At 65.8% G+C, this 23876-nt stretch carries 22 protein-coding genes and 2 tRNA genes; 15 read left to right on the top strand and 9 right to left on the bottom strand.

What is annotated here, in order from left to right; translation table 11 throughout:
• Positions 1-59 precede the first annotated feature (59 nt).
• The 3 genes from K4G67_RS03625 to gltX are packed head-to-tail and all read left to right on the top strand — an operon-like array spanning position 60 to position 2172.
• Positions 60-311 carry a hypothetical protein gene (locus K4G67_RS03625; RefSeq protein WP_239805015.1) on the top strand — a complete coding sequence of 84 codons (252 nt, stop codon included), beginning with the start codon at positions 60-62 and terminating at the stop codon, positions 309-311.
• A gap of 43 nt (positions 312-354) precedes the next feature.
• Entirely contained in the window at positions 355-810 is a 456-nt protein-coding gene (locus tag K4G67_RS03620) for a hypothetical protein (protein WP_239805014.1), read from the top strand.
• 27 nt (positions 811-837) lie between these two features.
• Positions 838-2172, top strand: a complete 1335-nt coding sequence (gene gltX, locus K4G67_RS03615; protein ID WP_239805013.1) for a glutamate--tRNA ligase — start codon at positions 838-840, stop codon at positions 2170-2172.
• Positions 2173-2187: 15 nt separating this feature from the next.
• Here the strand turns inward: gltX and K4G67_RS03610 are convergent, their stop codons facing one another.
• On the bottom strand, positions 2188-4929 hold the full coding sequence (locus K4G67_RS03610; protein WP_239805012.1) for a [protein-PII] uridylyltransferase: 2742 nt from the start codon (positions 4927-4929) through the stop codon (positions 2188-2190).
• Between the two features lie 245 nt (positions 4930-5174).
• Between K4G67_RS03610 and lgt the strand changes: the two genes are divergently transcribed.
• The 10 genes from lgt to K4G67_RS03560 all read left to right on the top strand — a co-directional run bounded on the left by lgt (position 5175) and on the right by K4G67_RS03560 (position 15843).
• Positions 5175-6074 carry a prolipoprotein diacylglyceryl transferase gene (gene lgt, locus K4G67_RS03605; protein WP_239805097.1) on the top strand — a complete coding sequence of 300 codons (900 nt, stop codon included), beginning with the start codon at positions 5175-5177 and terminating at the stop codon, positions 6072-6074.
• A 1-nt stretch (position 6075) separates the two neighbouring features.
• A complete protein-coding gene (locus K4G67_RS03600) occupies positions 6076-7149 on the top strand; it encodes a class I SAM-dependent methyltransferase (protein WP_239805011.1) in 1074 nt (357 codons plus the stop codon).
• A 210-nt stretch (positions 7150-7359) separates the two neighbouring features.
• Positions 7360-7944 (top strand): ubiquinol-cytochrome c reductase iron-sulfur subunit, encoded by a 585-nt coding sequence (petA, locus tag K4G67_RS03595; protein WP_239805010.1) that lies wholly within the window; start codon positions 7360-7362, stop codon positions 7942-7944.
• A gap of 12 nt (positions 7945-7956) precedes the next feature.
• Entirely contained in the window at positions 7957-9279 is a 1323-nt protein-coding gene (locus K4G67_RS03590) for a cytochrome b (protein WP_239805009.1), read from the top strand.
• A gap of 30 nt (positions 9280-9309) precedes the next feature.
• Positions 9310-10164 (top strand): cytochrome c1, encoded by an 855-nt coding sequence (locus K4G67_RS03585; protein WP_239805008.1) that lies wholly within the window; start codon positions 9310-9312, stop codon positions 10162-10164.
• A 120-nt stretch (positions 10165-10284) separates the two neighbouring features.
• Positions 10285-11010 (top strand): guanitoxin biosynthesis heme-dependent pre-guanitoxin N-hydroxylase GntA, encoded by a 726-nt coding sequence (gntA, locus tag K4G67_RS03580; protein ID WP_239805007.1) that lies wholly within the window; start codon positions 10285-10287, stop codon positions 11008-11010.
• Positions 11007-11597, top strand: coding sequence for a DUF1989 domain-containing protein (locus tag K4G67_RS03575; protein ID WP_239805006.1), 591 nt, complete (start codon positions 11007-11009; stop codon positions 11595-11597). Before gntA ends, K4G67_RS03575 begins: the two co-directional genes overlap by 4 nt.
• A gap of 48 nt (positions 11598-11645) precedes the next feature.
• Entirely contained in the window at positions 11646-13730 is a 2085-nt protein-coding gene (locus K4G67_RS03570; protein WP_239805005.1) for a TonB-dependent receptor plug domain-containing protein, read from the top strand.
• A gap of 100 nt (positions 13731-13830) precedes the next feature.
• Positions 13831-13904, top strand: a tRNA-Gly gene (locus K4G67_RS03565).
• A gap of 772 nt (positions 13905-14676) precedes the next feature.
• A complete protein-coding gene (locus K4G67_RS03560; RefSeq protein WP_239805004.1) occupies positions 14677-15843 on the top strand; it encodes a nucleotide sugar dehydrogenase in 1167 nt (388 codons plus the stop codon).
• A gap of 8 nt (positions 15844-15851) precedes the next feature.
• On the opposite strand, the gene acs is transcribed toward K4G67_RS03560, so the two are convergent.
• The gene (acs, locus tag K4G67_RS03555; RefSeq protein ID WP_239805003.1) at positions 15852-17816 is read right to left on the bottom strand and encodes an acetate--CoA ligase; all 1965 of its coding nucleotides are present in this window, start codon (positions 17814-17816) and stop codon (positions 15852-15854) included.
• A 112-nt stretch (positions 17817-17928) separates the two neighbouring features.
• Positions 17929-18003: transfer RNA gene (locus K4G67_RS03550), tRNA-Gly, on the bottom strand.
• 180 nt (positions 18004-18183) lie between these two features.
• On the opposite strand from K4G67_RS03550, the gene K4G67_RS03545 reads away from it, so the two are divergent.
• Positions 18184-19104, top strand: coding sequence for a tetratricopeptide repeat protein (locus K4G67_RS03545; protein WP_239805002.1), 921 nt, complete (start codon positions 18184-18186; stop codon positions 19102-19104).
• A gap of 4 nt (positions 19105-19108) precedes the next feature.
• Complete coding sequence (locus K4G67_RS03540) at positions 19109-19732, top strand: LON peptidase substrate-binding domain-containing protein (RefSeq protein ID WP_239805001.1); 624 nt, start codon at positions 19109-19111, stop codon at positions 19730-19732.
• A gap of 28 nt (positions 19733-19760) precedes the next feature.
• On the opposite strand, the gene K4G67_RS03535 is transcribed toward K4G67_RS03540, so the two are convergent.
• The 6 genes from K4G67_RS03535 to argB form a co-directional block, all read right to left on the bottom strand.
• On the bottom strand, positions 19761-20381 hold the full coding sequence (locus K4G67_RS03535) for a MarC family protein (protein ID WP_202082848.1): 621 nt from the start codon (positions 20379-20381) through the stop codon (positions 19761-19763).
• Positions 20382-20388: 7 nt separating this feature from the next.
• On the bottom strand, positions 20389-21120 hold the full coding sequence (locus K4G67_RS03530) for a Cif family virulence factor (protein WP_239805000.1): 732 nt from the start codon (positions 21118-21120) through the stop codon (positions 20389-20391).
• The gene (folD, locus tag K4G67_RS03525) at positions 21120-22004 is read right to left on the bottom strand and encodes a bifunctional methylenetetrahydrofolate dehydrogenase/methenyltetrahydrofolate cyclohydrolase FolD (protein WP_420829982.1); all 885 of its coding nucleotides are present in this window, start codon (positions 22002-22004) and stop codon (positions 21120-21122) included. The genes K4G67_RS03530 and folD overlap by 1 nt, the downstream gene beginning before the upstream one ends.
• Before the next feature lie 4 nt (positions 22005-22008).
• Positions 22009-22302, bottom strand: a complete 294-nt coding sequence (locus K4G67_RS03520) for a YggT family protein (RefSeq protein WP_239804998.1) — start codon at positions 22300-22302, stop codon at positions 22009-22011.
• Between the two features lie 109 nt (positions 22303-22411).
• Positions 22412-22930, bottom strand: coding sequence for a hypothetical protein (locus tag K4G67_RS03515; protein WP_239804997.1), 519 nt, complete (start codon positions 22928-22930; stop codon positions 22412-22414).
• Complete coding sequence (gene argB / locus K4G67_RS03510) at positions 22927-23841, bottom strand: acetylglutamate kinase (RefSeq protein ID WP_202082857.1); 915 nt, start codon at positions 23839-23841, stop codon at positions 22927-22929. Before argB ends, K4G67_RS03515 begins: the two co-directional genes overlap by 4 nt.
• Between the last annotated feature and the right edge of the window lie 35 nt (positions 23842-23876).

The raw sequence follows: 23876 nt of genomic DNA, 5'->3' as shown, positions 1-23876 counted from the left end.
CGGGGGTTTCGTTTTGCCCGCATCTTGCCAAGCCATGTTCCGCCTCCAAGATAGGAGGGATGGAACGATACACGATAGACGACATTCCCGGCGATCAGCCCGCCACGATGATCGACCTCGAAGGGCGCACGCCGATCATCGGGGTGATCTACGAATGCGCGAAGCATTACGCGCTCTACAAACCGCATGCGCGCGAAAATGCCCGGATCCTGCTGACGAAGCCGGTGTTTCGCGAAGGGCGCGCGACGCGGACCTGGATTCTGGAACCGGACGAGATCGGCAGCCTTGCGGAGCGGTTGTTGCAGGATTGATGCGGTGCGGGGAGGGCGGTTGCGGACCCGGTGGTCGCGTGCGATGCCTCTCTTGCTGGCGGCCGCGATCGGCGCGTGCGGTCCCGGCGCAGGCGAGACGAACGGCGGCGGAGGCGACTCGATCCGCACGAGCGAAGCAGTCCCGACGCTCGCCGGACATTGGCGCATTGCGGCGATCGACGGCCGCGCGGTCGCGTCCGGAGCCGTCATGGTGGGCGATGGTGCGAGCATTGGCTGGGGCCCGGCCTGCGCGGGTTATGCGTGGGGCTATGTCGTATCGGGCCATCGTTTTCGGACGCAGCGCCGCGCTTCCCCGCCCATCGCGGCCGCGGACCCTCGTCCGGGGGTGCCCGCGCCTCACCCATGCCCGATCGGCATTCCCCCCGGCGTGGTGGATGCCGCAAACGTGCTCGACGCAGCGCGCAGAATCGAGCCGTCGGGAACAGACGCCGTGCGGATTTCCGGCGGTGGGCATACGGTCACGCTCCGCTCGCAATAAGAAGCGAACGGCGCTAACGCAGCGGCCATGACCACGATCACCCGTTTCGCCCCCTCGCCGACCGGCCGGCTGCATGTGGGCAATATTCGTACCGCCCTGCACAATTTCCTGCTGGCCAAGAAGGACGGCGGGCGTTTCCTGCTGCGCATCGACGACACCGATGCGCAGCGTTCGGAGGAACGCCACGTCGATGCCATCCGCGCCGATCTTGCCTGGCTCGGCCTCGTTCCCGATGGCGAGGCACGGCAGTCGCAGCGGCTGGAGATATACGAGGCGGCGTTCGAACGGCTCCGTGCCGAGGGGCGCATCTACGCCGCCTATGAAACGGCGCAGGAACTGGAGCTCAAGCGCAAGATCCTGCTCGGCCGCGGGCTTCCGCCGATCTACGACCGCGCCGCGCTCGACCTTACGCAGAAGGACCATGCCGATTATGCGGCGAAGGGCATCGCCCCGCACTGGCGGTTCCGGCTCGATCACGACGCGCCGATCGCGTGGGACGACGCGGTTCGCGGGGCGCAGCATTTCGACCCCGCTGCCCTGTCCGACCCGGTGATTCGCCGTGCCGACGGATCCTGGCTCTATATGTTGCCGAGCGCGGTGGACGACGTCGAAATGGGCATTACCGACGTGCTGCGCGGGGAGGATCACGTGTCGAATACCGCGGTGCAGGTGCAGATGTTTTCCGCGTTGGGCGCCGCGCCGCCGCGTTTCGCGCATGAGGCGCTGCTCACCGGGGCGGAGGGCAAGCTGTCGAAGCGCCTGGGTTCGACCGGGGTGGACGACATGCGCGAGGAGGGCGTGGAACCCGAAGCGTTGCTGTCCGTGCTGGCACGCATCGGCACGTCGCAGCCGGTCATTGCGATGCGTTCGCTCGACGCGATGGCGGCGGGCTTCGACCTAGCCACGTTCGGCCGTGCCCCTGCCCGTTTCGACGAGGCGGAAATGATGCGCATCAATGCGCAGCTCCTGCACGAAACGGACTATGCCGCCATCGCCCATCGCCTGCCGACGGGAATGGACGAGGCCGCATGGGCCGCGATCCGCCCGAACCTCCAAACGCTGAACGATGCAGGGGATTGGTGGCAGGTCGTGACAGGGGCGGTGCCCGCACCCGATCTCGATTCCGAAGATCGTGCCTTTATCGCCGCAGCGGCGCAGGACGCGCAGGGAATCGAATGGGGCGAGGATGCGTGGAAGACGCTCACCGGCAGGCTGAAGGCCGCGACCGGGCGCAAGGGCAAGGCGCTGTTCCTGCCGCTCCGCCTCGCGCTCACCGGGCGGGGGCACGGGCCGGACATGGCCGCGCTGCTCCCGCTGATCGGGCAGGAGCGGGCGCTGGACCGGTTGCGCGCGGCGGGTTGAACCGGGGCGCCCGCGCTAGCCCGCGGCCTCCTCCGTCGCCTCCACCGCCTCGAGCAGCCGTTTTTCGAGCGCGTCCAGCCGCGCCTTCGCCGTGATCTTGTCGCCGAGCAGGTCGGTGACGTAGAACGTATCGGCCGCGCGCTCCCCGTAATGGGTGACATGCGCGGAATTGATGAGCAGCTTCGCCTCGAACATGGCGCGGGCGAGCCGGTTGAGCAGGGCCGGGCGGTCGCGGGCGTTCACCTCCACCACGGTAAAGCGATTCGATGCGTCATTGTCGAAGGTCACGCGCGGCTGCACCTCGAACGCATCGGCGCGCGGGCGCGACATGGGCCGCGCGGCGAGCTGCGGCACCAGCTTCACCTTGTTGGCGAGCGTGTCGCGGATCGACTGGGTCAGCCGGGCGATCTGCGATTCCTCGCGAAACGGCCGGCACATCGGATCCTGCACCAGGAAATTGTCCACCGCGCGCCCGTTGCGATTGGTGTGGATGCGCGCGTCGATGATGTTCCCGCCGGCCAGGTGGATGCCGCCGGCGATGCGCGAAAACAGGCCCGGATGGTCGGGCGTGACGACCGTGACCATGGTGGCGCCGCGCTCTTCCCAGTAATGGCATTCGATGGAGAGCTGATCCTCGCCCATCGCGTCCATCTGGCGCAGGTTGCGGGCAATCACCTCCTCGCTCTCCGCGATCCAGTACGATTCGTGCATCGCCGCGCCGACCGTGTCGACCAGCTCCGCATCGTCGGCGAGCAATTCGCGGGCGGCGTCCTTGCGCGTCTCGATCTTGTGCGTGCGCCCGTTCGACTTGAAGCCGAGGCGCAGGCGTTCCTCCGCCGCGAAGAACAATTCGCCGAGCAATTGTCCTTTCCAGCTGTTCCAGACGCCCGGTCCCACCGCGCCGATGTCCACCACGGTCAGCACGAGCAATTGCCGCAGCCGTTCGAGCGATTGCACCTCGGTGACGAAATCGTGGATCGTCTTCGGGTCGGACAGGTCGCGCTTGAACGCGGTCGCGCTCATCAGCAAATGATAGCGAACGAGCCAGGACACGAGCCCCGTCTCCTCCGCACTCAGCCCCAGGCGCGGGCCGACCTTCTTCGCGATTTCCGCGCCCAGCACCGAATGATCGCCGCCGCGCCCCTTGGCAATATCGTGCAGGAGCGTGGCGACATAAAGCGCGCGGCGATGCTGAAGCTTGGGAATGATCGCGGTGGAAACGGGATGCGCCTCCTCCACCTCTCCGCTCTCGATTTCGGCGAGCTTTCCGATGGCGCGGATCGTGTGTTCGTCGACGGTGTAATGGTGGTACATGTCGAACTGCATCTGTGCGACGACGCGGCCGAATTCGGGCATGATGCGCCCGAACACGCCGGCCTCGTTCATCCAGCGCAGCGCGAGTTCGGGATTGTCCTCGCTCGACAACAGATCGAGGAACAGCGCATTGGCGCGCTTGTCGCGGCGGATCTTGCCGGTGATCAGCCCCGAATCGCGATCGGCCATGCGCATCGCGTCGGGATGGACCTCCACCCCCTCCTTGTTGGCGAGGGTGAAGATCTCGACCAGGCGCACCGGGTCTTCGGCAAAGAAATCGTCGTCCGGCACGGTGATGCGCCCGCCCGCGATGACGAAGCCGCGAACCTTGCGCCGCTTTTCGGTCAGCTTCGCCATGAGCCTTGCCGACTGGCTCTTCGCGAACTGCTCCTCCATCTGGGCGAGGAATACGCCGGTCAGCCCGCCGACGCGCTTTGCCTGCAGGAAATAGTAATGCATGAAGCGTTCGACCGCGCTCTTGCCCGGACGGTCGGCGAAATTCATGCGGGCGGCGACCTCGCGTTGCAGGTCGAAGGTCAGCCTGTCCTCCTCGCGCCCGGTGATCGTGTGCAGATGGCAGCGCACCGCCCAGAAGAAATTCTCCGCCCGGCGAAAGGCGCGGAATTCGGCCGGGGTGAGAAGGCCCGCATCGACCAGCTCGCGCGGTTCGCGGACCTGGTGGATATATTTCCCGATCCAGTAGAGCGTGTGCAGGTCGCGCAGGCCGCCCTTGCCCTCCTTCACATTGGGCTCCACGACATAGCGGCTGTCGCCCATGCGCTTGTGCCGCGCCTCGCGCTCGGCCAGTTTTTCCGACACGAACTGACGCTCCGACCCGGTCACCACGTCGTTCCAGAACCGCTGCTTCGCGACATCGTAAAGCGCCTGCTCCCCCCACAGGAAGCGCCCTTCGAGCAGGGCGGTGCGGATGGTCAGGTCCTGTTTCGCCAAGCGGACCATGTCGTCGATCGACCGGCTCGAATGGCCGACCTGCAGCCCCAGATCCCACAGGTAATAGAGCATCGCCTCGATCACCTGTTCGCACCAGGGCGTGTTGCGCATGGGGGTGAGGAACGCGATGTCGACGTCCGATTGCGGCGCCATTTCGCCGCGCCCGTACCCGCCGACCGCCATGATGGCGAGATGCTCGCCCTTGCTCCGGTTGGCGGCGGGATAGACATGGGTGATGACGTGGTCGTGGATGATGCGCACGATCTGATCGACGAGGAAAGCCTGCGCCGCGGCGGCCTTGTGCCCGGCAGATGGCTCCGTCTCCAGCCGCCGCGCGATTTCGGCCCGCCCGTCCGACAGCGCCGAGCGCAGCAGCGCGATGAGCGGCTGCCGGTCGAGCGTGTCCATGTCGTCGATCAGCGCGTCGAGTTTCGCCACGACGCGGCGGCGGTCGATGATGCGGCGCTGGCTGGGTATCGGGCTGCGGGCCAAGTGTGTTTCCTCGTGCACGAATGGGGCGGGGCGGACAGTCCTGTCCGGGCACATGTGCGGTTTATCCGGGCACGGATTAACATATCGGTGCGACAGGGGCGAGTTTCCACCCGCCTCGTGCCACGCTGCGCAAATGGGGCGCCAAGCGGCCTATCATCATGGCCCGCGCTGTGCCAAAAGCCGCGCGGCAGGGGCGCCCACAGCGGCGCGGCCGCCACGATTCAAAGAAGGAAACCGCCGTGCCCGTGTTGCAGATATTGGCCAGCGCCGCGAACGATGCGCCGATCTACTGGGAAAATCTCGGCCTGCGTCCGGGCATCGAACTCGGCTGGTTTACCCTGCGCTGGTATTCGCTGGCCTATCTTGCGGGGATTCTCGTCGGGTACTGGCATCTGTCCCGCATGCTGAAGGCGCCGGGCGCGCCCATGGCGCAGCGCCATGCGGAGGATCTGTTCTTCTGGTGTACGCTCGGCATTATCGTGGGCGGCAGGCTCGGCTATGCGGCGTTTTACGACCCCTCGCTCTGGACCGGCTGGACGAGCGGGGAAACGGTGAGCTGGGACCTGCTGCGCCTGTGGGACGGTGGGATGAGCTTTCACGGCGGGGTGGCCGGCGTGCTGGCCGCGATCGCCTGGGTCAGCCACCGCGGACAGCTTCAATTCCTGCGCGTGTGCGACTATATCGCGGTCAACGTGCCCTTCGGCATGATGTTCGGGCGGCTGGCGAATTTCGTGAACGGCGAGTTGTGGGGCCGACCCGCCGACGTGCCGTGGGCGATGGTCTTTCCCCGCGCCGGGCCGCTCCCCCGCCATCCGAGCCAGCTTTACGAAGCGGGCCTCGAAGGGTTGCTGCTCATTCTCGTGATGCTTGCGCTGTTCTGGATGACGCGGGCGCGCTGGCGGCCGGGATTGCTCGTCGGGACGTTTACCGCCGGCATCGCCTTTGCCCGGTTTATCGTGGAATTCTTCCGCGAACCCGATGCGCAGCTTGCCGAATTCGCCGCCGAAACGGGGCTTTCCATGGGGCAATGGCTGACCCTGCCGCTGATCGCGATCGGGCTGTTCTTCGTGGTGCGGGCCTTGCGCAAGCCTGCGCTTGGCCAGCAGCCCGACGCGCGCCGGGATGCCGCCGCCGGGGCGGTTTGAGATGAGCGACAACGCAAATGGCGGCGACCTCACGGCGGGGCTCAGGCGGTTGATCCGCGCGCACGGGCCGATTCCCGTGGCGCAATACATGGCGGAGGCGAACGCGCATTATTATGCGCATCGCGATCCGCTCGGCACCGCGGGCGATTTCATCACCGCGCCGGAAATCAGCCAGATGTTCGGCGAGATGATCGGCGGCTGGATCGCCGACCTCACCATCCGGGCCGAAGCGCGGGATTTCGCCTATGTCGAGCTTGGGCCGGGGCGCGGCACGCTGGCGCGCGATGCGTTGCGCGTGATCCGGGCGGCGGGGCTTTCGCCGACGGTTCACCTTGTCGAGGCGTCGCCGGTTTTGCGCGAAAAGCAGGCCGAGCTTGTGCCCGATGCACAGTTTCACGAGGATGTCGCCGCGCTGCCGACGGACCGGCCCGTGATCGTCGTGGCCAATGAATTTTTCGACGCGCTCCCCGTGCGGCAACTGGTGCGCACGGGGCGGGCGTGGCGCGAACGCATGGTGGGGCTGGACGGCGATGCGTTCGTCACGCTGGCGGGCGACAGGCCGATGGATGCCGCCGTGCCGGCGCGTCATGATGATGCGGAGGAGGGCACGCTGATCGAGACGAATCCTGCTGCCGCCGCGATTCTCGGCGATCTTGCGAACACGATTGCCGAGGCCGGCGGCGCGATGCTCACCATCGATTACGGCCATCTCGCACCCCGGACCGGCTCCACGCTTCAGGCCGTGCGCGCGCATGAAAAGGTGGATGTGCTCGATGCGCCGGGGACCGCGGACATCACCGCGCATGTCGATTTTCCCGCGCTGATCGAAACGGCGGAGCGGGCGGGATGCATCCTCCACGGCACGGCGAGCCAGGGCGCGTTCCTGATGGCGCTCGGCATGGGGCAGCGCGCGCAGGCGCTGGCCGAGGCGAATCCGCACGCGCGTGACAGCCTGATGTCAGCGTTGGAGCGGTTGACGGCACCGGATGCGATGGGCGATCTTTTCAAGGTGATGGCCTTTGGCGCGCCCGGATGGCCCGAAGGGGCGGGGGTGCGGCGGGCCACACCGGCATGATGCGGGTGCGAACAACGCAAATTCGCGCGTGGAAAACCTATTGGAAAATTCGCGCGTCCTGTCTATGAGGCGCCCCATGACGGCGACGGGCCGAATGCGTGTGCATGCGGCCCCACCTGTCACAGGGGGACGTTCCGACAGCCTTCCGATCCACGAATTTTCTTATGTCCGGCGCGCTTGCCGGACGTTCAGAGCAGGGCAGAGTCAGGCATGGCAGACGCGACCGTCGAACATTCCGAACCGGTGACCGCAAAGGTCGAAGGCGACGGAGAAAACGGCGTACGCCGCCGCGATTTCATCGAGATCGCCGCGGTCAGTTTCGGCGGGGTCGGCGCGCTTGCCGTTCTCTATCCGCTCATCAGCCAGATGGCGCCGTCGGCGGACGTGCTTGCCGAATCCTCGACCGAGGTCGATCTTTCCGCGATCGAACCGGGGCAAGCGATCAAGGCCGTGTTCCGCAAGCAGCCGTTGTTCGTGCGCAATCTCCTTCCGGCCGAAATCGCGGAGGCGGAGGCCGTCGACGCGTCTTCGCTGCGCGATCCCGAAACGCTGGAGGACCGCACCGCGGACGGGCATCTCAACTGGCTCATCACCATGGGCGTGTGCACCCATCTGGGCTGCGTGCCGCTCGGCGCGGGCGAGGGTGAGAACAAGGGCGAGTTCGGCGGATATTTCTGCCCCTGCCACGGTTCGCACTACGACACCGCCGGCCGCATCCGCAAAGGCCCCGCCCCCCTGAACCTCGTCGTGCCGGAGTATGAATTTACGTCCGACACCACGGTTGTCATCGGCTGAGGATAGGACACCATGAGTTTTCCCTGGGCAAAGCAGTATCAGCCGAAGACCGGACTGACTCGCTGGATCGACGAGAAGCTGCCGGTTCCGCGCCTCGTCTATAACGCCGTGGGCGCCGGCTATCCGGTGCCGCGCAACCTCAACTATTTCTGGAATTTCGGCGTGCTCGCCGGGTTCTGTCTCATGCTGCAGATCATCACCGGCGTCGTGCTGGCGATGCATTACGGCGCCAATGCGCTGGTGGCGTTCGATTCGGTCGAACACATCATGCGCGACGTCAACTGGGGCTGGATGCTGCGTTATGCGCATGCCAACGGCGCATCCTTCTTCTTCATCGTCGTCTATATCCACATTTTCCGCGGCCTGTTCTTCAGCTCGTACAAGGCGCCGCGCGAGATGATCTGGCTCCTCGGCGTGGTCATCTTCCTGTTGATGATGGCGACCGCCTTCATGGGCTACGTCCTTCCCTGGGGGCAGATGTCCTTCTGGGGCGCGAAGGTGATTACCGGGCTTTTCGGCGCGATCCCGCTTGTCGGCGAGCCGTTGCAGATCTGGCTGCTGGGTGGTTTCGCGCCTGACAATGCCGCGCTCAACCGCTTCTTCTCGCTGCACTTCATGCTGCCCTTCGTGATCGCGGGCGTCGTGATCCTGCACATCTGGGCGCTGCATATTCCCGGCTCGTCCAACCCGACCGGCGTCGAGGTCAAGACCGAGAGCGACACCGTGCCGTTCCACCCCTATTACACGGCGAAGGACGGCTTCGGCCTCGCGGTGTTCCTGGTGCTTTACACGGCGTTCGTGTTCTTCCTGCCGAACTACCTCGGCCATCCGGACAACTACATCCCGGCGAACCCGCTCTCGACGCCGGCGCACATCGTGCCCGAATGGTATTTCTGGCCGTTCTACGCCATTCTTCGCGCCTTCACGCAGGATTTCCTGTTCATGCCGGCGAAGCTGATGGGCGTGATCGCGATGTTCGCCTCGATCCTGGTGTGGTTCTTCCTGCCCTGGCTGGACAAGTCGCCCGTGCGGTCGGGTCTCTATCGCCCGCTGTTCAAGAAGTTCTTCTGGTTCGGCCTCATCCCCTGCATGGCGGTGCTGTTCTACTGCGGCGGTGCGCCGGCGGAGGAACCCTTCGTCATGTTGAGCCAGATCGCGGCGACCTATTACTTCGCCCATTTCCTGATCATCCTGCCGATCGTGTCGATGATCGAGAAGCCCAAGGCCCTGCCGCATTCCATCACCGAGGCGGTGCTGGGAGAGAAGGCGGGCGCGGACGATGCCGTGCCGCTTGGTGCCTCGGGCGATGGTGCCCACCGTCCGGCGACGGCCTGATCCGAACGAGAGAAGAGAAAGACGCGTAACATGGCCCGCATCATCGGTATCCTCGTCGGCGCAGGTTTCTGCATCGTCCTGCTCTACAGCTTCATCGTCGGCGCCTACACCTGGGCGACGGACGATGCGGAGGAAACGGCAGAGCATGTCTTCCACCTGCATCCGCGCGATGCGGAGCTGCAGAGCGCCGGCTGGTTCGGCACCTTCGACGAGCAGCAGCTTCAGCGCGGCTACAAGGTCTACAAGGAAGTCTGCTCGGCCTGTCACTCGCTCCGGCTGGTGTCGTTCCGTAATCTGGAGGCGCTGGGCTATTCCGAGGCGCAGGTGAAGGCCGAGGCCGCCGCCTGGCAGGTGCCCGGCATCGATCCGACCACGGGTGAGGCGACCACGCGTCCTGCGCTGCCGACCGATTACTTCCCGTCGCCCTATCCCAACGACGTGGCGGCGCGTGCGGCGAACAACAATGCGGTTCCGCCCGATCTTTCGCTCATCACCAAGGCGCGGCATGACGGCTCGAACTACGTCTATTCGCTGCTGACCGGCTATCGCGATCCGGCGACCTTCTCCGTCGATGGCGAGAGTCTGGCCGAGGAGTTCCCCGATTTCGCGACGCCGAGCGGGCTGCATTTCAACCCGTATTTCCCGAACCTCAACCTCGCCATGGCACCGCCGTTGACGAGCGAGGGGCAGGTGACGTTCGACGACGGTTCGCCGGCAACGATCGACGACATGGCGCGCGACGTGTCCGCATTCCTGACCTGGACCGCGGAGCCCAAGCTGGAGCAGCGGCATCAGACCGGGTGGCCTGTCGTGCTGTTCCTGATCTTCGCCTCGGTCCTTGCCTACATGGCGTATCAGAACGTGTGGCGCGACAAGAAGCACTGATCCTTCGCGCTGTATCCGATTCGAAAGAGGCCGTCCGGGCGACCGGGCGGCCTTTTCGCATGGCGGGCCGATGGAACGCGGAACGTTCTGGCACGTTGAACAATTTCCACCCGGCAAGACATGGACCAGTCGATGTTTGAAAACGCAAAGGCGTCGGACGGTGCCATCGCAGAATCGTTCGAGGCATTCGTAAAAGATCAGGAATTCCCGTGCGTCGGCGCGAAATCTGCGCTCGCCAGGGGGTGTCTGAAAGTGCTCGTCGCCCGCTCGATCGAAAGCGGATGGGACGATCTTCGCATTCACGAGGCCTTGCTCGCATGGGCGTGGGATTATCGCGCCGACCGCGAAACCAATGACCGCCCGGCGTTCCGCTCGCTCGCTGTCATTTTCCGCGATGTGCCCACCCTTTCGGAGCAGGGTTTCGAGCGCACGCTGTGGTCGCGGATTCAGTCGCTCTCGGACAAGGATGCCTGGCGCGGGCAGGATCACGACCATTCGGTCAGCGCGGACCCCGACGATCCGCATTTCTCGCTCAGCTTTGGCGGCGAGGCGTTTTTTATCGTCGGCCTGCATCCGGCGGCCAGCCGGCCCGCACGGCGGTTTTCGCACCCCACCATGGTGTTCAACCTCCATGATCAGTTCGAGCAGCTGCGCGAGCAGGGCCGCTACGAAACCATGCGGGAGACCATCATCGAACGCGACATCGCGCTTGCCGGCTCGGCCAATCCGATGCTGTCGCGCCACGGGCAGAGCAGCGAGGCGCGGCAATATTCCGGGCGCGAGGTTGCCGCCGACTGGGAATGCCCGTTCTCACGTCCAGACCGGCCCGACGTGTCCATCGTATGACCGGCGCCGTGACCCGCATTCCCCCGCGCAGCGGCACGGGGTTTCGCCTGCGTGCCGGGCAATTGCTGACCGTGCTCGACCCGGAGGGGCAGCAGGTTTCGGACTTGCTGGCCTATAACGCGCATGACGTGGCGGAGGTCGTATCGTCGGGCCGGACGCTCGATTATGCCGAAACGATCCGGCTCACCACCGGGCACGCGCTCTATTCGAATCGGTCGAATGTCATGCTCGAGATCGAGGAGGATACGGTTGGGCTGCACGATTTCCTGCTCACCCCGTGCAGCACGGCGACCTTCGCGCATTTCTACAAGGACAAGCCCGTGCATCGCGGCTGTTTCGGCAATCTCGCAGAGGCGCTGCGCCCGTTCGGGATCAGGGAGGACGACATCCCCATCGCGTTCAACTGCTTCATGAACGTGCCGGTCGATGGGGAAACGGGGCGCCTGCGCGTGCTCCCGCCGACCAGCAGGCCGGGCGATTACATCGCCTTTCGCGCGAAGATGGACCTGATCATCGGGATGACGGCCTGTTCCGCCTATGACAGCAATGGCGGAAGCTTTCGCCCGATCGATTACCGGATCAATTGAACCCGCTTTGGCTTGCGCATCATGCCGCGCGTGGCGCACAGGCGGGGCATGACCATTTTGCGTAAAGCCCTGCTCCTTCGCTCCACCATCTGCGCCGCGGTGATGGCCTTGTCGCCGGGGGGTGAGCAGGCGTGGGCGCAAACCGCCGCACCGGGCGCGCCGCCCCCGCGTGCGGACGTCCCCCCGCGCGCGGATATCATCGTGACCGGGCGCGGACTGGAGCCGACGCCGGGCGAAACCGCCTATGATACCGTGGTGCTGGACCGCGAGGCGCTGGATCGTGCCGCGTCGGGCCGGATCGAGGATGTGCTTCAAGGCGTCGCGGGGTTTCAGCAGTTCCGCCGCTCCGACAGCCGCGCCGCCAACCCTTCGGCTCAGGGGGCGACGCTGCGCGCGCTCGGCGGCAATGCCACGAGCCGGAGCCTGGTCCTGCTCGATGGTATTCCGCAGGCCAATCCGTTCTTCGGCTATATCCCCTATAGCGCGCTTCCGCCCGAACGGCTGTCGCGCGTGACGGTGGTGCGTGGCGGCGGATCGGGCGCGTTCGGCGCCGGCGCGGTGGCGGGCACGATCGCCCTCGAAAGCGCAGGGATCGAGGATAAAGGTTCGCTGCGCGCAGGGGCATTCGTGAACGACCGCGGCGGGAGCGAAATCTACGCCGGCGCCTCCCCCCGGCTCGGCGCCGGTTTCGTCGACATGTCGGGCCGGTGGGACAGGGGGCCGGGGTTTTTCACCACGCCCGTCGCCGATCGCGTGCCGGCAAGCGCCCGGGCGGCCTATGACAGCTGGTCGCTGGCGCTGCGCGGGGTCGCGCCGGTCAGCCCGGATGTCGAGATGCAGATGCGCATCGCCGCCTTCGACGATGCACGCACGCTCCGCTTCGATGGCGCCGACAGCCGCTCGCAGGGGCAGGATTTCAGCCTGCGTTTCATCGGTACCGGGGCGTGGCGTTTCGATGCGCTGGGTTACGTGCAATTGCGCGATTTTTCCAATGTGGTGATCTCGTCCTCGCGCTTCACCCGCGTGCTGGATCAGCGTGCGACGCCGTCGACCGGGCTTGGCGGAAAGCTGGAACTGCGCCCGCCGCTCGGCATGTCGCACACGCTTCGCATCGGGACCGATCTTCGCATCGCGGACGGTGAGCTGCGCGAGGATGCGTATAGCGCCTTCACCGGGGCGCAGACCGCGCGGAGGAGCGCCGGGGGGCGCAATACCGATCTCGGCTTTTATGTGGAGGATGACTGGCGGCTCGGGCGGCTTGTCCTGACCGCGGGGGCGCGGGTGGACCGTTACCGGATCGCGGACGGATTCTATACCGAACGCGACGGCGCCAATGCGCTCACCATCGATGCGCGCTATCCCACCCGCGCGGGTTGGCAGGAATCGTTGCGTGGCGGGGCGGGTTTCGATGCGGGCGGCGGCCTGAAACTGCGCGCCGCGGCCTATAGCGGGTTGCGGCTGCCCACGTTGAACGAACTTTACCGGCCCTTCGTCGTGTTCCCGGTCGTGACCGAGGCGAATGCCGAGCTTCGCAATGAAAGGCTGAAAGGGTTCGAAGGCGGTTTCGATCTGCGCAAGGGAGTGCCGGGCCGGTCCTGGGCCGTGTCGCTGACGGCGTTCGACAACCGGCTCGAAAACGCGGTGACCAATGTCACCATCGGCGACAATCTGCGCCAGCGCCGCAATATCGATGCCATCGTGGCACGCGGGCTCGAACTCACCGCGCAGGCGGGGATCGAAATCGTGTCGCTCGCGCTGTCGGCGGCATGGACCGATGCGCAGAACGAGGCGAGCGGGGCCGGTGCCGCGCTCGACGGTCTCCGCCCCGCGCAGACGCCGAAATTCGCGGCCAGCGCGACGACAGGCGTGACCCCTGTGCGCGGCGTCGAATTGTCGGCCACGCTGCGGCACGAAGGCGCGCGATTCGAGGATGACCGCAACACCGACATCCTGCCTGCGGCAACGACGCTCGACGCGTTCGCATCGGTGGCGCTTTCCGACCGGTTCCGCCTCGTGCTGCGCGGCGAAAACCTCTTCGATGAGGAGATCGTCACGCGGGCGCAGGACGGGCGCGTCGATCTGGGCACGCCGCGAACGCTATGGGTGGGGCTGCGCACCGAATTTCCGCGCTGATCGACGGGCACAGGCACGGTTCGGCGCATGTCGCGGCGCATTCGTGCAACTCACAGTTGACGAAGCCTGCCAAACGGTGGCAAGCCTCCGCATCGAGCGGGCGGGTATAGCTTAGTGGTAAAGCCCCAGCCTTCCAAGCTGGTTATGCGGGTTCGATTCCCGCTACCCGCTCCACCAATTCATATTCGCAGAATTAGCCACGTTCCGGATGCACCCGTCTGTATCACGGGGCCGAGGAACGAGCTCCCGGGCGAAGGTCGATCGCGTTACGCGCCGTTGATGCAGGCGGTCCGCGGCATCGTTGTGACCGGCCCGAGGCGCGTGGCAACAAAGGGTTCGTCGAACCGCGCGCAGTGCCCGATCATCACGGCATCTGCGGAATCTCTACGCCGTTGGTCAAACCACCGTCGCGATCGGTATCGGGAAGACCGGTGCTTGGGGCAAGCGCTACTGAGCGGATGGTGGGGGTGGTGGCGTTCCATGGGCAGAATGGCAGGGCTCGGTATGCGGCGAGCGGTTTCACGGTTCGGAGATCAACATGACGGGATCGTCGCGCTTTCGTAACACGCAGAAGCAATCCGTGCCCGCGCTCTCCCCGCACGCGGGAGCTGGGGAAACCAGCCGCCGTCATCCCCATGGGGCCAGCCTCGCAGGTCATATCGGCGCGTGCCGGGTCGCGGCAGATCGGTAATGACAGCGGTACAGCATAGAGGGGGCCAGCCGACCAGGCCATTATCGTCTGGCACGAAGCATCCTGCCCCGTGCCAGGTTTTCGCACGGACCGCCGCGCGCCGGCGGCCCTTGGTATCGACGCACCCGGCGTGCGTTCCGCTGCTGCCCGATGGCCTTGACGCGCGCGGCCTGTTACCGGATTGGGGCGGGCGGCGGCAATGCGGAGATCCGGGCGGTTCGATCACGCCGCGCGCATCAGGGTTGAGGATGATTGATGAAGATTGCGGTTTTCGGCCTCGGCTATGTCGGCCTGTCCAATGCGATCCTGCTGGCGCAGCACAATGCGGTGGTCGCCACCGATATTTCGGCAGAGCGCGTCGAGATGCTGAACGCGCGGCGCTCGCCGATCGTGGACCCGCGGATCGAGGAGTTTCTGGCGCGCCGTGCGCTCGACCTCACCGCGACATGCGACGCGAAGGAAGCCTTGCGCGGGGCGGATTTCGTGGTGATCGCCACGCCCACCAATTACGATCCCGAAACGGGAAAGTTCGATACCTCCTCCGTCGAGCAGGTCATCGCGCAGGCGACCCGCACCAATCCCGATGCGACCATCGTCATCAAATCGACGATCCCCGTCGGCTTCGTCGATGACGTGCGCGACCGGCTGCTCGCGCCGCAGGTGATCTTCAGCCCGGAATTCCTGCGCGAAGGCAGCGCGCTCCACGACAATCTCAACCCGTCGCGCATCATCGTCGGCGAACGGTCGGAACGGGCGCGCGTCTTTGCCGACCTGCTCGTTCAGGGTGCGGAAAAGACCGGCATCCCCGTCCTGTTCACCGATGCGCGCGAGGCGGAGGCGATCAAATTGTTCGCCAACACCTATCTCGCCATGCGGGTGGCGTTCTTCAACGAGCTGGACAGCTATGCGCTGGCGGGCGGGATGGATTCGCGGCAGATCATCGAAGGCGTCGGGCTCGACCCCCGGATCGGCGACCATTACAACAATCCCAGCTTCGGCTACGGCGGCTATTGCCTGCCCAAGGACACGAAGCAATTGCTCGCCAACTATACCGACGTGCCGCAAAACCTCATCCGCGCCATTGTCGAGGCGAATCGCACGCGCAAGGATTTCCTCGCCGAACAGATTCTCGCGCGCGAACCGGAACGGGTCGGCATTTTCCGCCTCATCATGAAGGCGGGATCGGACAATTTCCGCCATTCCTCGATCCAGGGGATCATGAAGCGGATCAAGGCGAAGGGCATCGAGGTCGTGATCTACGAACCCGCCTTCGAAGGCACCGAATTCTTCGGCGCGCGCGTGATGACCGACCTTTCCGCGTTCAAGGCGCAATGCGACGTCATCGTCGCGAACCGGCAATCGGCGGAATTGTCCGATGTCGCGGGCAAGGTCTTTACCCGCGACCTGTTCGGATCGGACTGAGCGCGGGTTCAGCCTTCCCGGTTGCCGCGCCCCGCAATCAGATCGTCGACCAGCGACGGATCGGCGAGCGTGGACGTATCGCCGAGCGCGCCGAAATCGTTCTCCGCGATCTTGCGCAGGATGCGGCGCATGATCTTCCCGCTGCGGGTCTTGGGCAGGGCGGGGGCGAACTGAATATGGTCGGGCGTCGCGATCGGCCCGATCTCCCGGCGGACATGGGCGCGCAATTCGGCGACGAGGGCATCGTCCTCCGTCACGCCCGCATTGGTGGTGACATAGCAATAGATGCCCTGTCCCTTGATGTCGTGCGGGTATCCGACGACCGCGGCCTCCGCGACCGTGTCGTGCAGGACCAGCGCGCTTTCCACCTCGGCCGTGCCCATGCGGTGGCCCGATACGTTGATGACGTCATCGACGCGCCCGGTGATCCAGTAATAATCGTCCGCGTCGCGGCGGCACCCGTCACCGGTGAAATATTTGCCGCGATAGGTGCTGAAATAAGTCTGGATGAAACGGTCGTGGTCGCCGTAAACGGTGCGCGCCTGTCCGGGCCAGCTCTGCGTGATGCACAGATTGCCTTCGGTCGCGCCCTCGAGGACTGCGCCCTCGTTATCGACGAGTTGCGGGGCCACGCCGAAGAACGGCTTGCCCGCGCTGCCCGGCTTCATCGCGTGGGCGCCGGGCAGGGTGGTGATCATGATGCCGCCCGTCTCCGTCTGCCACCAGGTGTCGACGATGGGCGCCTCGCCATGGCCGACATGGTCGTGATACCACCGCCATGCTTCGGGATTGATCGGCTCGCCCACGCTGCCGAGCAGGCGGAGCGAGGTGAGGTCGTGCTTCTCCACATATCCGGCTCCCTCGCGCATCAACGCGCGGATCGCCGTCGGCGCGGTGTAGAAGATGTTCACGCCGTGCTTGTCCACGATTTGCCAGAACCGGTCGTGATCGGGATGGTTCGGAACCCCTTCGAACATCAGCGCCGTCGCCCCGTTGAGCAGCGGGCCATAGACGATATAGCTGTGCCCCGTGACCCAGCCGATGTCGGCGGTGCACCAGTACACCTCGCCCGGCCGGTAATCGAAGACGTAGCGGAACGTGGTTTCGGTCCACACGGCATAGCCGCCGGTGGTGTGGACGACGCCCTTGGGCTTTCCGGTCGAGCCGGAGGTGTAGAGGATGAACAGCGGGTCTTCCGCCGCCATCGGTTCGCACGGGCATTCATCGTCCAGCCCGGCGGAATAATCGTGGTACCAGTGATCGCGCCCGTCGCGCATCGCGACATCGCCGCCGGTGTGCCGGATGACGAGCACGCCGCGCACCGAAACCTTTTCGAGCGCCGCATCGACATTGGCCTTCAGCGGGATCGTCTTGCCCCCGCGCAGCCCTTCGTCCGCGGTGATGACCCACTCGCTTTCGCAATCCTCGATCCGGCCGGCGATGGCGTCGGGCGAAAACCCGCCGAACACCACCGAATGCACTGCCCCGATCCGCGCGCAGGCCAGCATCGCGACCGCGCCCTCGACGATCATCGGCATGTAGATCGTCACCCGGTCGCCCTTGCTCACGCCCATTTTGAGGAGCGTATTGGCAAACAGGATGATCTCGCCCTGCAATTCGGCGTAGGTCAGGCGGCGCACCGCCCCGTCAATCGCATCCGGCTCGAAAATCAGCGCGACATCGTCGCCGCGCCCGGCCTCGACATGGCGATCAACCGCATTGTAGCAGATATTGAGCCGGCCATCCTCGAACCAGCGAATATCGACCGGGTCGAAGCTGGCGCCGCAACCCCTGGCCGGCGTGTCGATCCAGTCGATCCGCGCCGCCTGCTCCAGCCAGAACCCATCGGGATCGGACAGCGACCGCGCGTGCATCTCGGCATAGGCCGCCGCGTCGCAGGCCGTGCCCAAGCGCGCAGCCGATGGAACCGGAACGATCGCATCGTCCGCGTCGGCTTTGGGGGCATCGGTCATGGCGGGCATCCTCCTCGTGTGTATCCTGGCAGCGATACATGACGCCACCGCGCAGCCGCGTAAAGAGGCGGCGCGACGAATACGCGCAACATGACGAAGGATGTATGAGAAATGGAGCGGGCGAAGGGATTCGAACCCTCGACCCCAACCTTGGCAAGGTTGTGCTCTACCCCTGAGCTACGCCCGCTCGAACGCCTGCGCCGGAAAGTCGATGCCCTTCCGACCGGGGTGAGGCGCGCAGTTAGCACCGGTTCGATACCCCTGCAACCGGAAAATGACATCGCCGCGCAATTAATGCTCAGGCTTTAAAAGAGCGCCACGTCATCCCACATTATGCCACAACGAACACGCGACAGGAGAATGCACCTTGGCGACCCCCGGCCTGAATATCGAAGAGCAAAAAGCGGTGGACCGGTTCCGCACCAATGTCGTCGAACCCTCGATGCACAGCCTCGTCATCCTGGATTTCTGGGCCGAATGGTGCGGGCCGTGCAAGGCGCTGGCCCCGATGCTCGAAAAGGTCGCCGCCGAATATGCGGACAAGGGCGTCGTGCTGGCCAAGCTCAACGTCGACGAGGAACAGTTCATCGCCTCGCAATTCCAGGTGCGGTCGATCCCCACCGTCTATGCCATGTTTCAAGGGCAGCCGGTGGCCGATCTCACCAGCGCGCGCACCGAATCGCAGCTGAAGCAGATGCTCGACCAGATCTTGCAGCAATTGCCGGTGCAGCCGGGCGGCGCGCCGGCAGAGCAGCCGGAGCAGGATCTCGGCCCGCTTATCGCGATGGGTGAAAACGCGCTCAACGGCGGCGATGCCGAACGCGCGATGGGCATTTTCGCGCAGATCGTGGAGATGAAGCCCGACAATGCGAGCGCGCAGGCCGGGCTCATCCGCGCGATGATCGAGGCCGGCCATCTCGACGAGGCCGAGGCCGCACTCGCGCAGATCGACGAGGAAACGGCAAAGGACCCGGCGATCGAGCGCGCGCAATCCGCGCTGCAACTGGCCAAGGACGCGCCCGATACGGCGGAGCTGGACAATTTCCGCAAGGCTGCGGCCGAACGGCCCGCCGACATGGATGCGCAATTCGCCTTTGCCAATGCCGCCTTTGCCGCGGGCGAGCGCGACGAGGCGGCGGACACGCTGCTGCGCATGATCGAGAGCGACCGCGAATGGAACGAGGGCGCCGCGCGCACGAAGCTGCTGCAGATTTTCGAGGCAGTCGGGCTGGAAGATCCGTGGGTTGCGGCGACGCGGCGGCGGCTTTCCACCCTGCTGTTCGGATAAGCGCATGCGGTCCGACATGGAAACGGCGCGCATCTCGATCTTTCCGCTTGCGGGCGGGATCCTGTTTCCGGGTCTGCAACTGCCGCTGCATATTTTCGAGAAACGCTATCGCGCGCTCGTCACCGATGCGCTGGCGCGGGACCGGCTGATCGGGATGGTGCAGCCGCAGGGCCCGGGCGAGGGCGCGCCGCTGTTCGAGATTGGCTGTCTTGGCCGGATCGGCGAGGTGGAGGCGCTCGACGACGGGCGCTTCAACATCGTGCTGGAGGGCGTGTCGCGCTTTCGCATCATGCGCGAATTGTCCGTGCAGACGGAGTTTCGCCAGGTGGAGGCCCGCCTGCTCGACAATGGCGCATCCGATTCGCTGATGCCCGCCGAACGCGCCGCCTTCGAAAGCGAGGCGCAGGCCTTTGCCGAGATGCAGGGCTATGCCGTGGAGTGGGAGGAGGTTTCCCGCCTCGACGATGAAACGCTGATCAACGGGGTGGCGCAAGTGGCGCCCTTTGACGGCGCGGCGAAGCAGGCCCTGCTGGAGGCGGACGGCATTCGCGAACGTTGCGACCTGTTGATACAGCTCATGCAATTCTACGCGTTTCGCGGCGACGAGGACAGCGCCACGATGCAGTGACGGTCGGCAACAAGGGCCGCCGCCCGGCCTAGAAGAAGCTTCCGCGCAGGCCGTTGATCACGAATTGCGCCGCGAGCGCGGCAAGCAACACGCCGAGCAGGCGCGTGATGATCGCCTCGATCCGCGTGCCCAGCACCCGCATGATGGGACGCGCCGCCAGCAATGCGGCCAAGCTCAGCCCCATGACCGCGACCAGCGCGCCGAGCACGGCGATCGTCTGCTCGATCCCTTCGGACCGCGCCATCAACAGCATCACCGATGCGATCGCGCCCGGCCCGGCAAGCATCGGCATCGCCATCGGAAAGACCGAGACATCCTCGTGCGCGGGGTCGGCGATGACCTTTTCGGCGCGCTCCTCCCGCCGTTCGGTGCGCTTTTCAAACACCATGTCGAGAGCGATCAGGAACAGCATCAGCCCGCCGGCGATCCGGAACGAATCAAGCTCGATATGCAGCGCGCCAAGCAGGGCCTCCCCGAACAGCGCGAAGACGAGCAGGATCGCGAGCGCGATGGCGCAGGCGCGGATCGCCATGGAGCGCACCGCCTCCGGCGTGGCCTTCGCAACGAGCCCGGCATAGATCGGCGCGCAGCCGGGCGGGTCGATCACCACGAACAGGGTGACGAAGGCGGATACGAACAATTCTGTCACGTCTGGCTCACTGCTCTCTTGCGATGCCGGCGCCCGGCGGGGGCACCGTCTGATGCAGGACGCGGACGAATTCTTCCCCGTCGAACACATCGACCGTCACGATGCGGCCGCCCCACGGATCGACCCGCCCGCCCCAGCGCAGCGTGCCATCATCCGACGCGCCGCCGAACCAGTCGCCCTCCACCGGGGCGACGGTGTTCAGCGCGATGGGTGGCAACCAGTCGCGATCCGGGCATTGCGCGACATGCGCGTCGAGCGCCTCCCCGGTGCGGACGCGCCCCTTCGTGGTGTCGCCATGGTTCATGACATAGCGATAGGAGCCGTCGCGCTGACGCTTCCAGACGGTGGTGAACCACCCCCGCGTCCCGTCCCAGCGTTGCCAGCCCCCTTCGGTCACGGCGATGGACCCGTCGCAGCTGGTCCACAATTCGCGCGGGCGCCAATCGGCGGCCTGGGGCGGATTGGGGCGGTCGCGAAGCCATTCGCGCGCGCCCACCCGGCCCGGCACGAACAGGATCGCATCATCGGCGGCATAGTCGCGAAACGCCGTCCACTGCCCCTGTTCGCGGGCGGCGCGGGCAAAGGCGATCTCAGTCGCGGCGACGGCGCCCGGCTCCGCAATGGGGGGCAGCGCCATGAACGCCGCATCGTCGGCGCGGGTGGATGCGGCCCCGCCGCCCGGCCCCGCGCAGGCAGACAGCGCCGCTGCGGCGAGCATGGCGAGGCCGATGCCCCGCATCACAGCGCCGCGCGGTCCATGCCCTCGCGCCGGCACGCGGCGTCGAGCGTATTGTGCAGAAGGCACGCGATCGTCATCGGGCCGACCCCGCCCGGAACCGGGGTGATGGCGCCCGCGACATCCTTGGCAGAAGCGAAATCGACATCCCCGACGAGGCGCGTCTTGCCCTCTTCTTCGCCCGGCACGCGATTGATGCCGACGTCGATGACGGTCGCGCCGGGCTTCAGCCAGTCGCCCTTCACCATTTCGGGGCGGCCCACCGCGGCCACCACGATATCGGCGCCGCGCACCGTTTCGGGAAGGTCGCGCGTGCGGCTGTGCGCAATGGTCACGGTGCAGCTTTCGCGCAGGAGCAATTGCGCCATCGGCTTGCCCACGATGTTGGAGCGTCCGATCACCACGGCGGATTTGCCCGAAAGATCGCCCAGCACATCCCTGAGCAGCATCAGGCAGCCGAGCGGCGTGCACGCGACGAACCCGGGCAGGCCCGTCAGCAGGCGGCCCGCGCTCGCGGTGGTGAAACCGTCGACGTCCTTGTCCGGGTCGATCGCCTGGATGACCGCATTCTCGTCCATGCCTTTGGGGAGCGGCAATTGCACCAGGATGCCGTCGACACTTTCATCGCCGTTCAATTGCGCCACGAGGCTGAGGAGGTCGGCCTCGGCCGTATCGGCGGGAAGGCGATGTTCAAAACTTTCCATGCCCGCGGCGATGCACGCCTTGTGCTTCGACCGGACATAGACCTGGCTCGCCGCATCCTCGCCGACGAGAACGACGGCGAGGCCGGGTTTGCGGCCCGTCTTCGCGGTAAATCCGGCGGTTTCGCCCGCGATCCGCTCGCGCAGCGAGGCGGCGAATGCCTTTCCGTCGATCAGCGTGGCCATCGGGTCAATACCCCGACGCGGCAAGATTGTTGAGCACGATCTGCAGGATCTGCAACCCGATGAGCAGGACCAGCGGGCTGAAATCGATGGCGCCGGTGCTGGGCATGATCCGCCGGATCGGGCGCAGGATCGGATCGAGCAGGGCCGTCACCGCGCTGTAGATCGCGGCGACGAACTGGTTCGAGGTGTTGACCACGTTGAACGAGATCAGCAGCGACAGCACGAATTGCGCAATCACGAGAAACACGATGACCGAGACCAGCAGGTCGACGATCTGTATGAGGGTCAGCAGCAGCACGGCGGCAATATCCTTGGGCTCGATGGCGGTCGGGGAACGGGCCTCGTCTAGCCGAGAAGACGGCGTCGCATCAACTCCGCAATACCCCTGCGTCGTGCAGGGCGGGGCCTTAGTTGTCGAACTTGATGCTCTCGATCCGCCAGCTCAGCTGTCCGGAATCGGCGCCCGGCACGTCATTGACCCTGCGCAGGGTCATCGTGCCCGCCAGCGTCTGATCCGTCTGATCGACGCCGCGGCCCGCGATTTTTACCGGGACCTGGTAATAGGACGAGCCCGCCGCCCCCTCGGCCCGGCCTTCGCCGAAGGTCACGGTAATATCGCTCAGATTGGACCAGCGCGGCGCGGTGCCGCCGCCGCGCACGTCGCTGCGCCAGGCGCGCCGTGCGGCCTCGCGCTCGTTCGCCTCGACCGCCTGTTGCCAGTAATCGAGCAGCGCCTGCGGATCGGTTTCGTCCGGGCCGGGCAGATCGGCGTTGAATGCCGTGTGGGTCGGGGTCGGCGTGGGGGTCGGCGTCGGCGTCGGTGCGGGCGCGGCGCTTTCCTGCACCGGCGTCGGGTCCGTTCCCCCGTCGCAGGCCGACAGGGCGAGCGCACAAAGCGCGAGGAAAGTAGCGTTTTTCACCATCATTGCGCTCTTATAAGCGTACCCGCGCCCTTTTCGGTAAAAATTTCGAGCAACATGCCATGCGGCACCCGCCCGTCGAGCACGACGGCCGCCTCGCACCCGGCCTCGACCGCCTGCACGCAGGTCTGAAGCTTGGGGATCATGCCGCCTGAAATCGTGCCGTCATCCTCGAGCCGGTCGATGTCCTGCGGCGTGAGATCGGTGAGCAACGCGCCGTCCTTGTCCATCACGCCCGCCACATCGGTCAGCAGGAACAGCCTCGCCGCGCCCATCGCCGCCGCGACCGCGCCCGCCATCGTATCGGCATTGATGTTGTAGGTATGCCCCTCGCGATCCGCCCCAATGGGCGCGATCACCGGGATCAGCCCCGACGACACGGCCGTCTCGATGATCCGCGTGTCGAGATGTTCGGGCTCGCCCACGAAGCCCAGATCCACGGCCTGCTCGATATTGCTGTCGGGACGCTTGCGGGTGCGGGTCACCTTGCGCGCGGTGACCATGCCGCCATCCTTGCCCGAAATGCCGAGCGCGCGGCCCCCCGCGCCATGGATCCAGCCGACCAGCTCCTTGTTGATCGCGCCCGAAAGCACCATTTCGGCGACCTGCGCGGTTTCCTTGTCCGTCACGCGCAGCCCGTCGACAAAGCTCGATTCCACGCCCAGCTTTTTCAGCATGGCGCCGATCTGCGGACCCCCGCCGTGCACGACCACGACATTGATGCCCACCGCGCCCAGCAATACGACATCCTCGGCAAAATCGCGTGCCGCCTCGGGATCGCCCATCGCATGGCCCCCATATTTGATGACGAAGGTGCGCCCGGCATATCGCTTCATATAGGGAAGCGCCTCGACAAGGATTTCCGCCTTGGCGAGCATGGTGTTCGTGTCGAGAGGGCTGTTTGCGGGTTCGGTCATGTCGGGGATGGGCTTTGCACCACCGGATGCGGCGA

It is taken from the genome of Croceicoccus hydrothermalis (genome assembly GCF_022378335.1).
Classification (GTDB): Bacteria; Pseudomonadota; Alphaproteobacteria; order Sphingomonadales; family Sphingomonadaceae; genus Croceicoccus; species Croceicoccus hydrothermalis.
The sequence above is the reverse complement of the archived record's forward strand: the minus strand, read 5'-3'. Positions and strand labels throughout refer to the sequence as shown.

Coding starts and splice junctions, on each gene's coding strand:
- argB (WP_202082857.1), bottom strand. CDS start 23,841: ATGACCGAACCCGCAAACAGCCCTCTCGACACGAACACCATGCTCGCC.
- K4G67_RS03585 (WP_239805008.1), top strand. CDS start 9,310: ATGGCCCGCATCATCGGTATCCTCGTCGGCGCAGGTTTCTGCATCGTC.
- gntA (WP_239805007.1), top strand. CDS start 10,285: ATGGACCAGTCGATGTTTGAAAACGCAAAGGCGTCGGACGGTGCCATC.
- K4G67_RS03620 (WP_239805014.1), top strand. CDS start 355: ATGCCTCTCTTGCTGGCGGCCGCGATCGGCGCGTGCGGTCCCGGCGCA.
- K4G67_RS03600 (WP_239805011.1), top strand. CDS start 6,076: ATGAGCGACAACGCAAATGGCGGCGACCTCACGGCGGGGCTCAGGCGG.
- K4G67_RS03570 (WP_239805005.1), top strand. CDS start 11,646: ATGACCATTTTGCGTAAAGCCCTGCTCCTTCGCTCCACCATCTGCGCC.
- K4G67_RS03575 (WP_239805006.1), top strand. CDS start 11,007: ATGACCGGCGCCGTGACCCGCATTCCCCCGCGCAGCGGCACGGGGTTT.
- K4G67_RS03560 (WP_239805004.1), top strand. CDS start 14,677: ATGAAGATTGCGGTTTTCGGCCTCGGCTATGTCGGCCTGTCCAATGCG.
- K4G67_RS03515 (WP_239804997.1), bottom strand. CDS start 22,930: ATGATGGTGAAAAACGCTACTTTCCTCGCGCTTTGTGCGCTCGCCCTG.
- acs (WP_239805003.1), bottom strand. CDS start 17,816: ATGACCGATGCCCCCAAAGCCGACGCGGACGATGCGATCGTTCCGGTT.
- K4G67_RS03625 (WP_239805015.1), top strand. CDS start 60: ATGGAACGATACACGATAGACGACATTCCCGGCGATCAGCCCGCCACG.
- K4G67_RS03590 (WP_239805009.1), top strand. CDS start 7,957: ATGAGTTTTCCCTGGGCAAAGCAGTATCAGCCGAAGACCGGACTGACT.
- petA (WP_239805010.1), top strand. CDS start 7,360: ATGGCAGACGCGACCGTCGAACATTCCGAACCGGTGACCGCAAAGGTC.
- K4G67_RS03540 (WP_239805001.1), top strand. CDS start 19,109: ATGCGGTCCGACATGGAAACGGCGCGCATCTCGATCTTTCCGCTTGCG.
- gltX (WP_239805013.1), top strand. CDS start 838: ATGACCACGATCACCCGTTTCGCCCCCTCGCCGACCGGCCGGCTGCAT.
- folD (WP_420829982.1), bottom strand. CDS start 22,004: ATGGCCACGCTGATCGACGGAAAGGCATTCGCCGCCTCGCTGCGCGAG.
- K4G67_RS03530 (WP_239805000.1), bottom strand. CDS start 21,120: ATGCGGGGCATCGGCCTCGCCATGCTCGCCGCAGCGGCGCTGTCTGCC.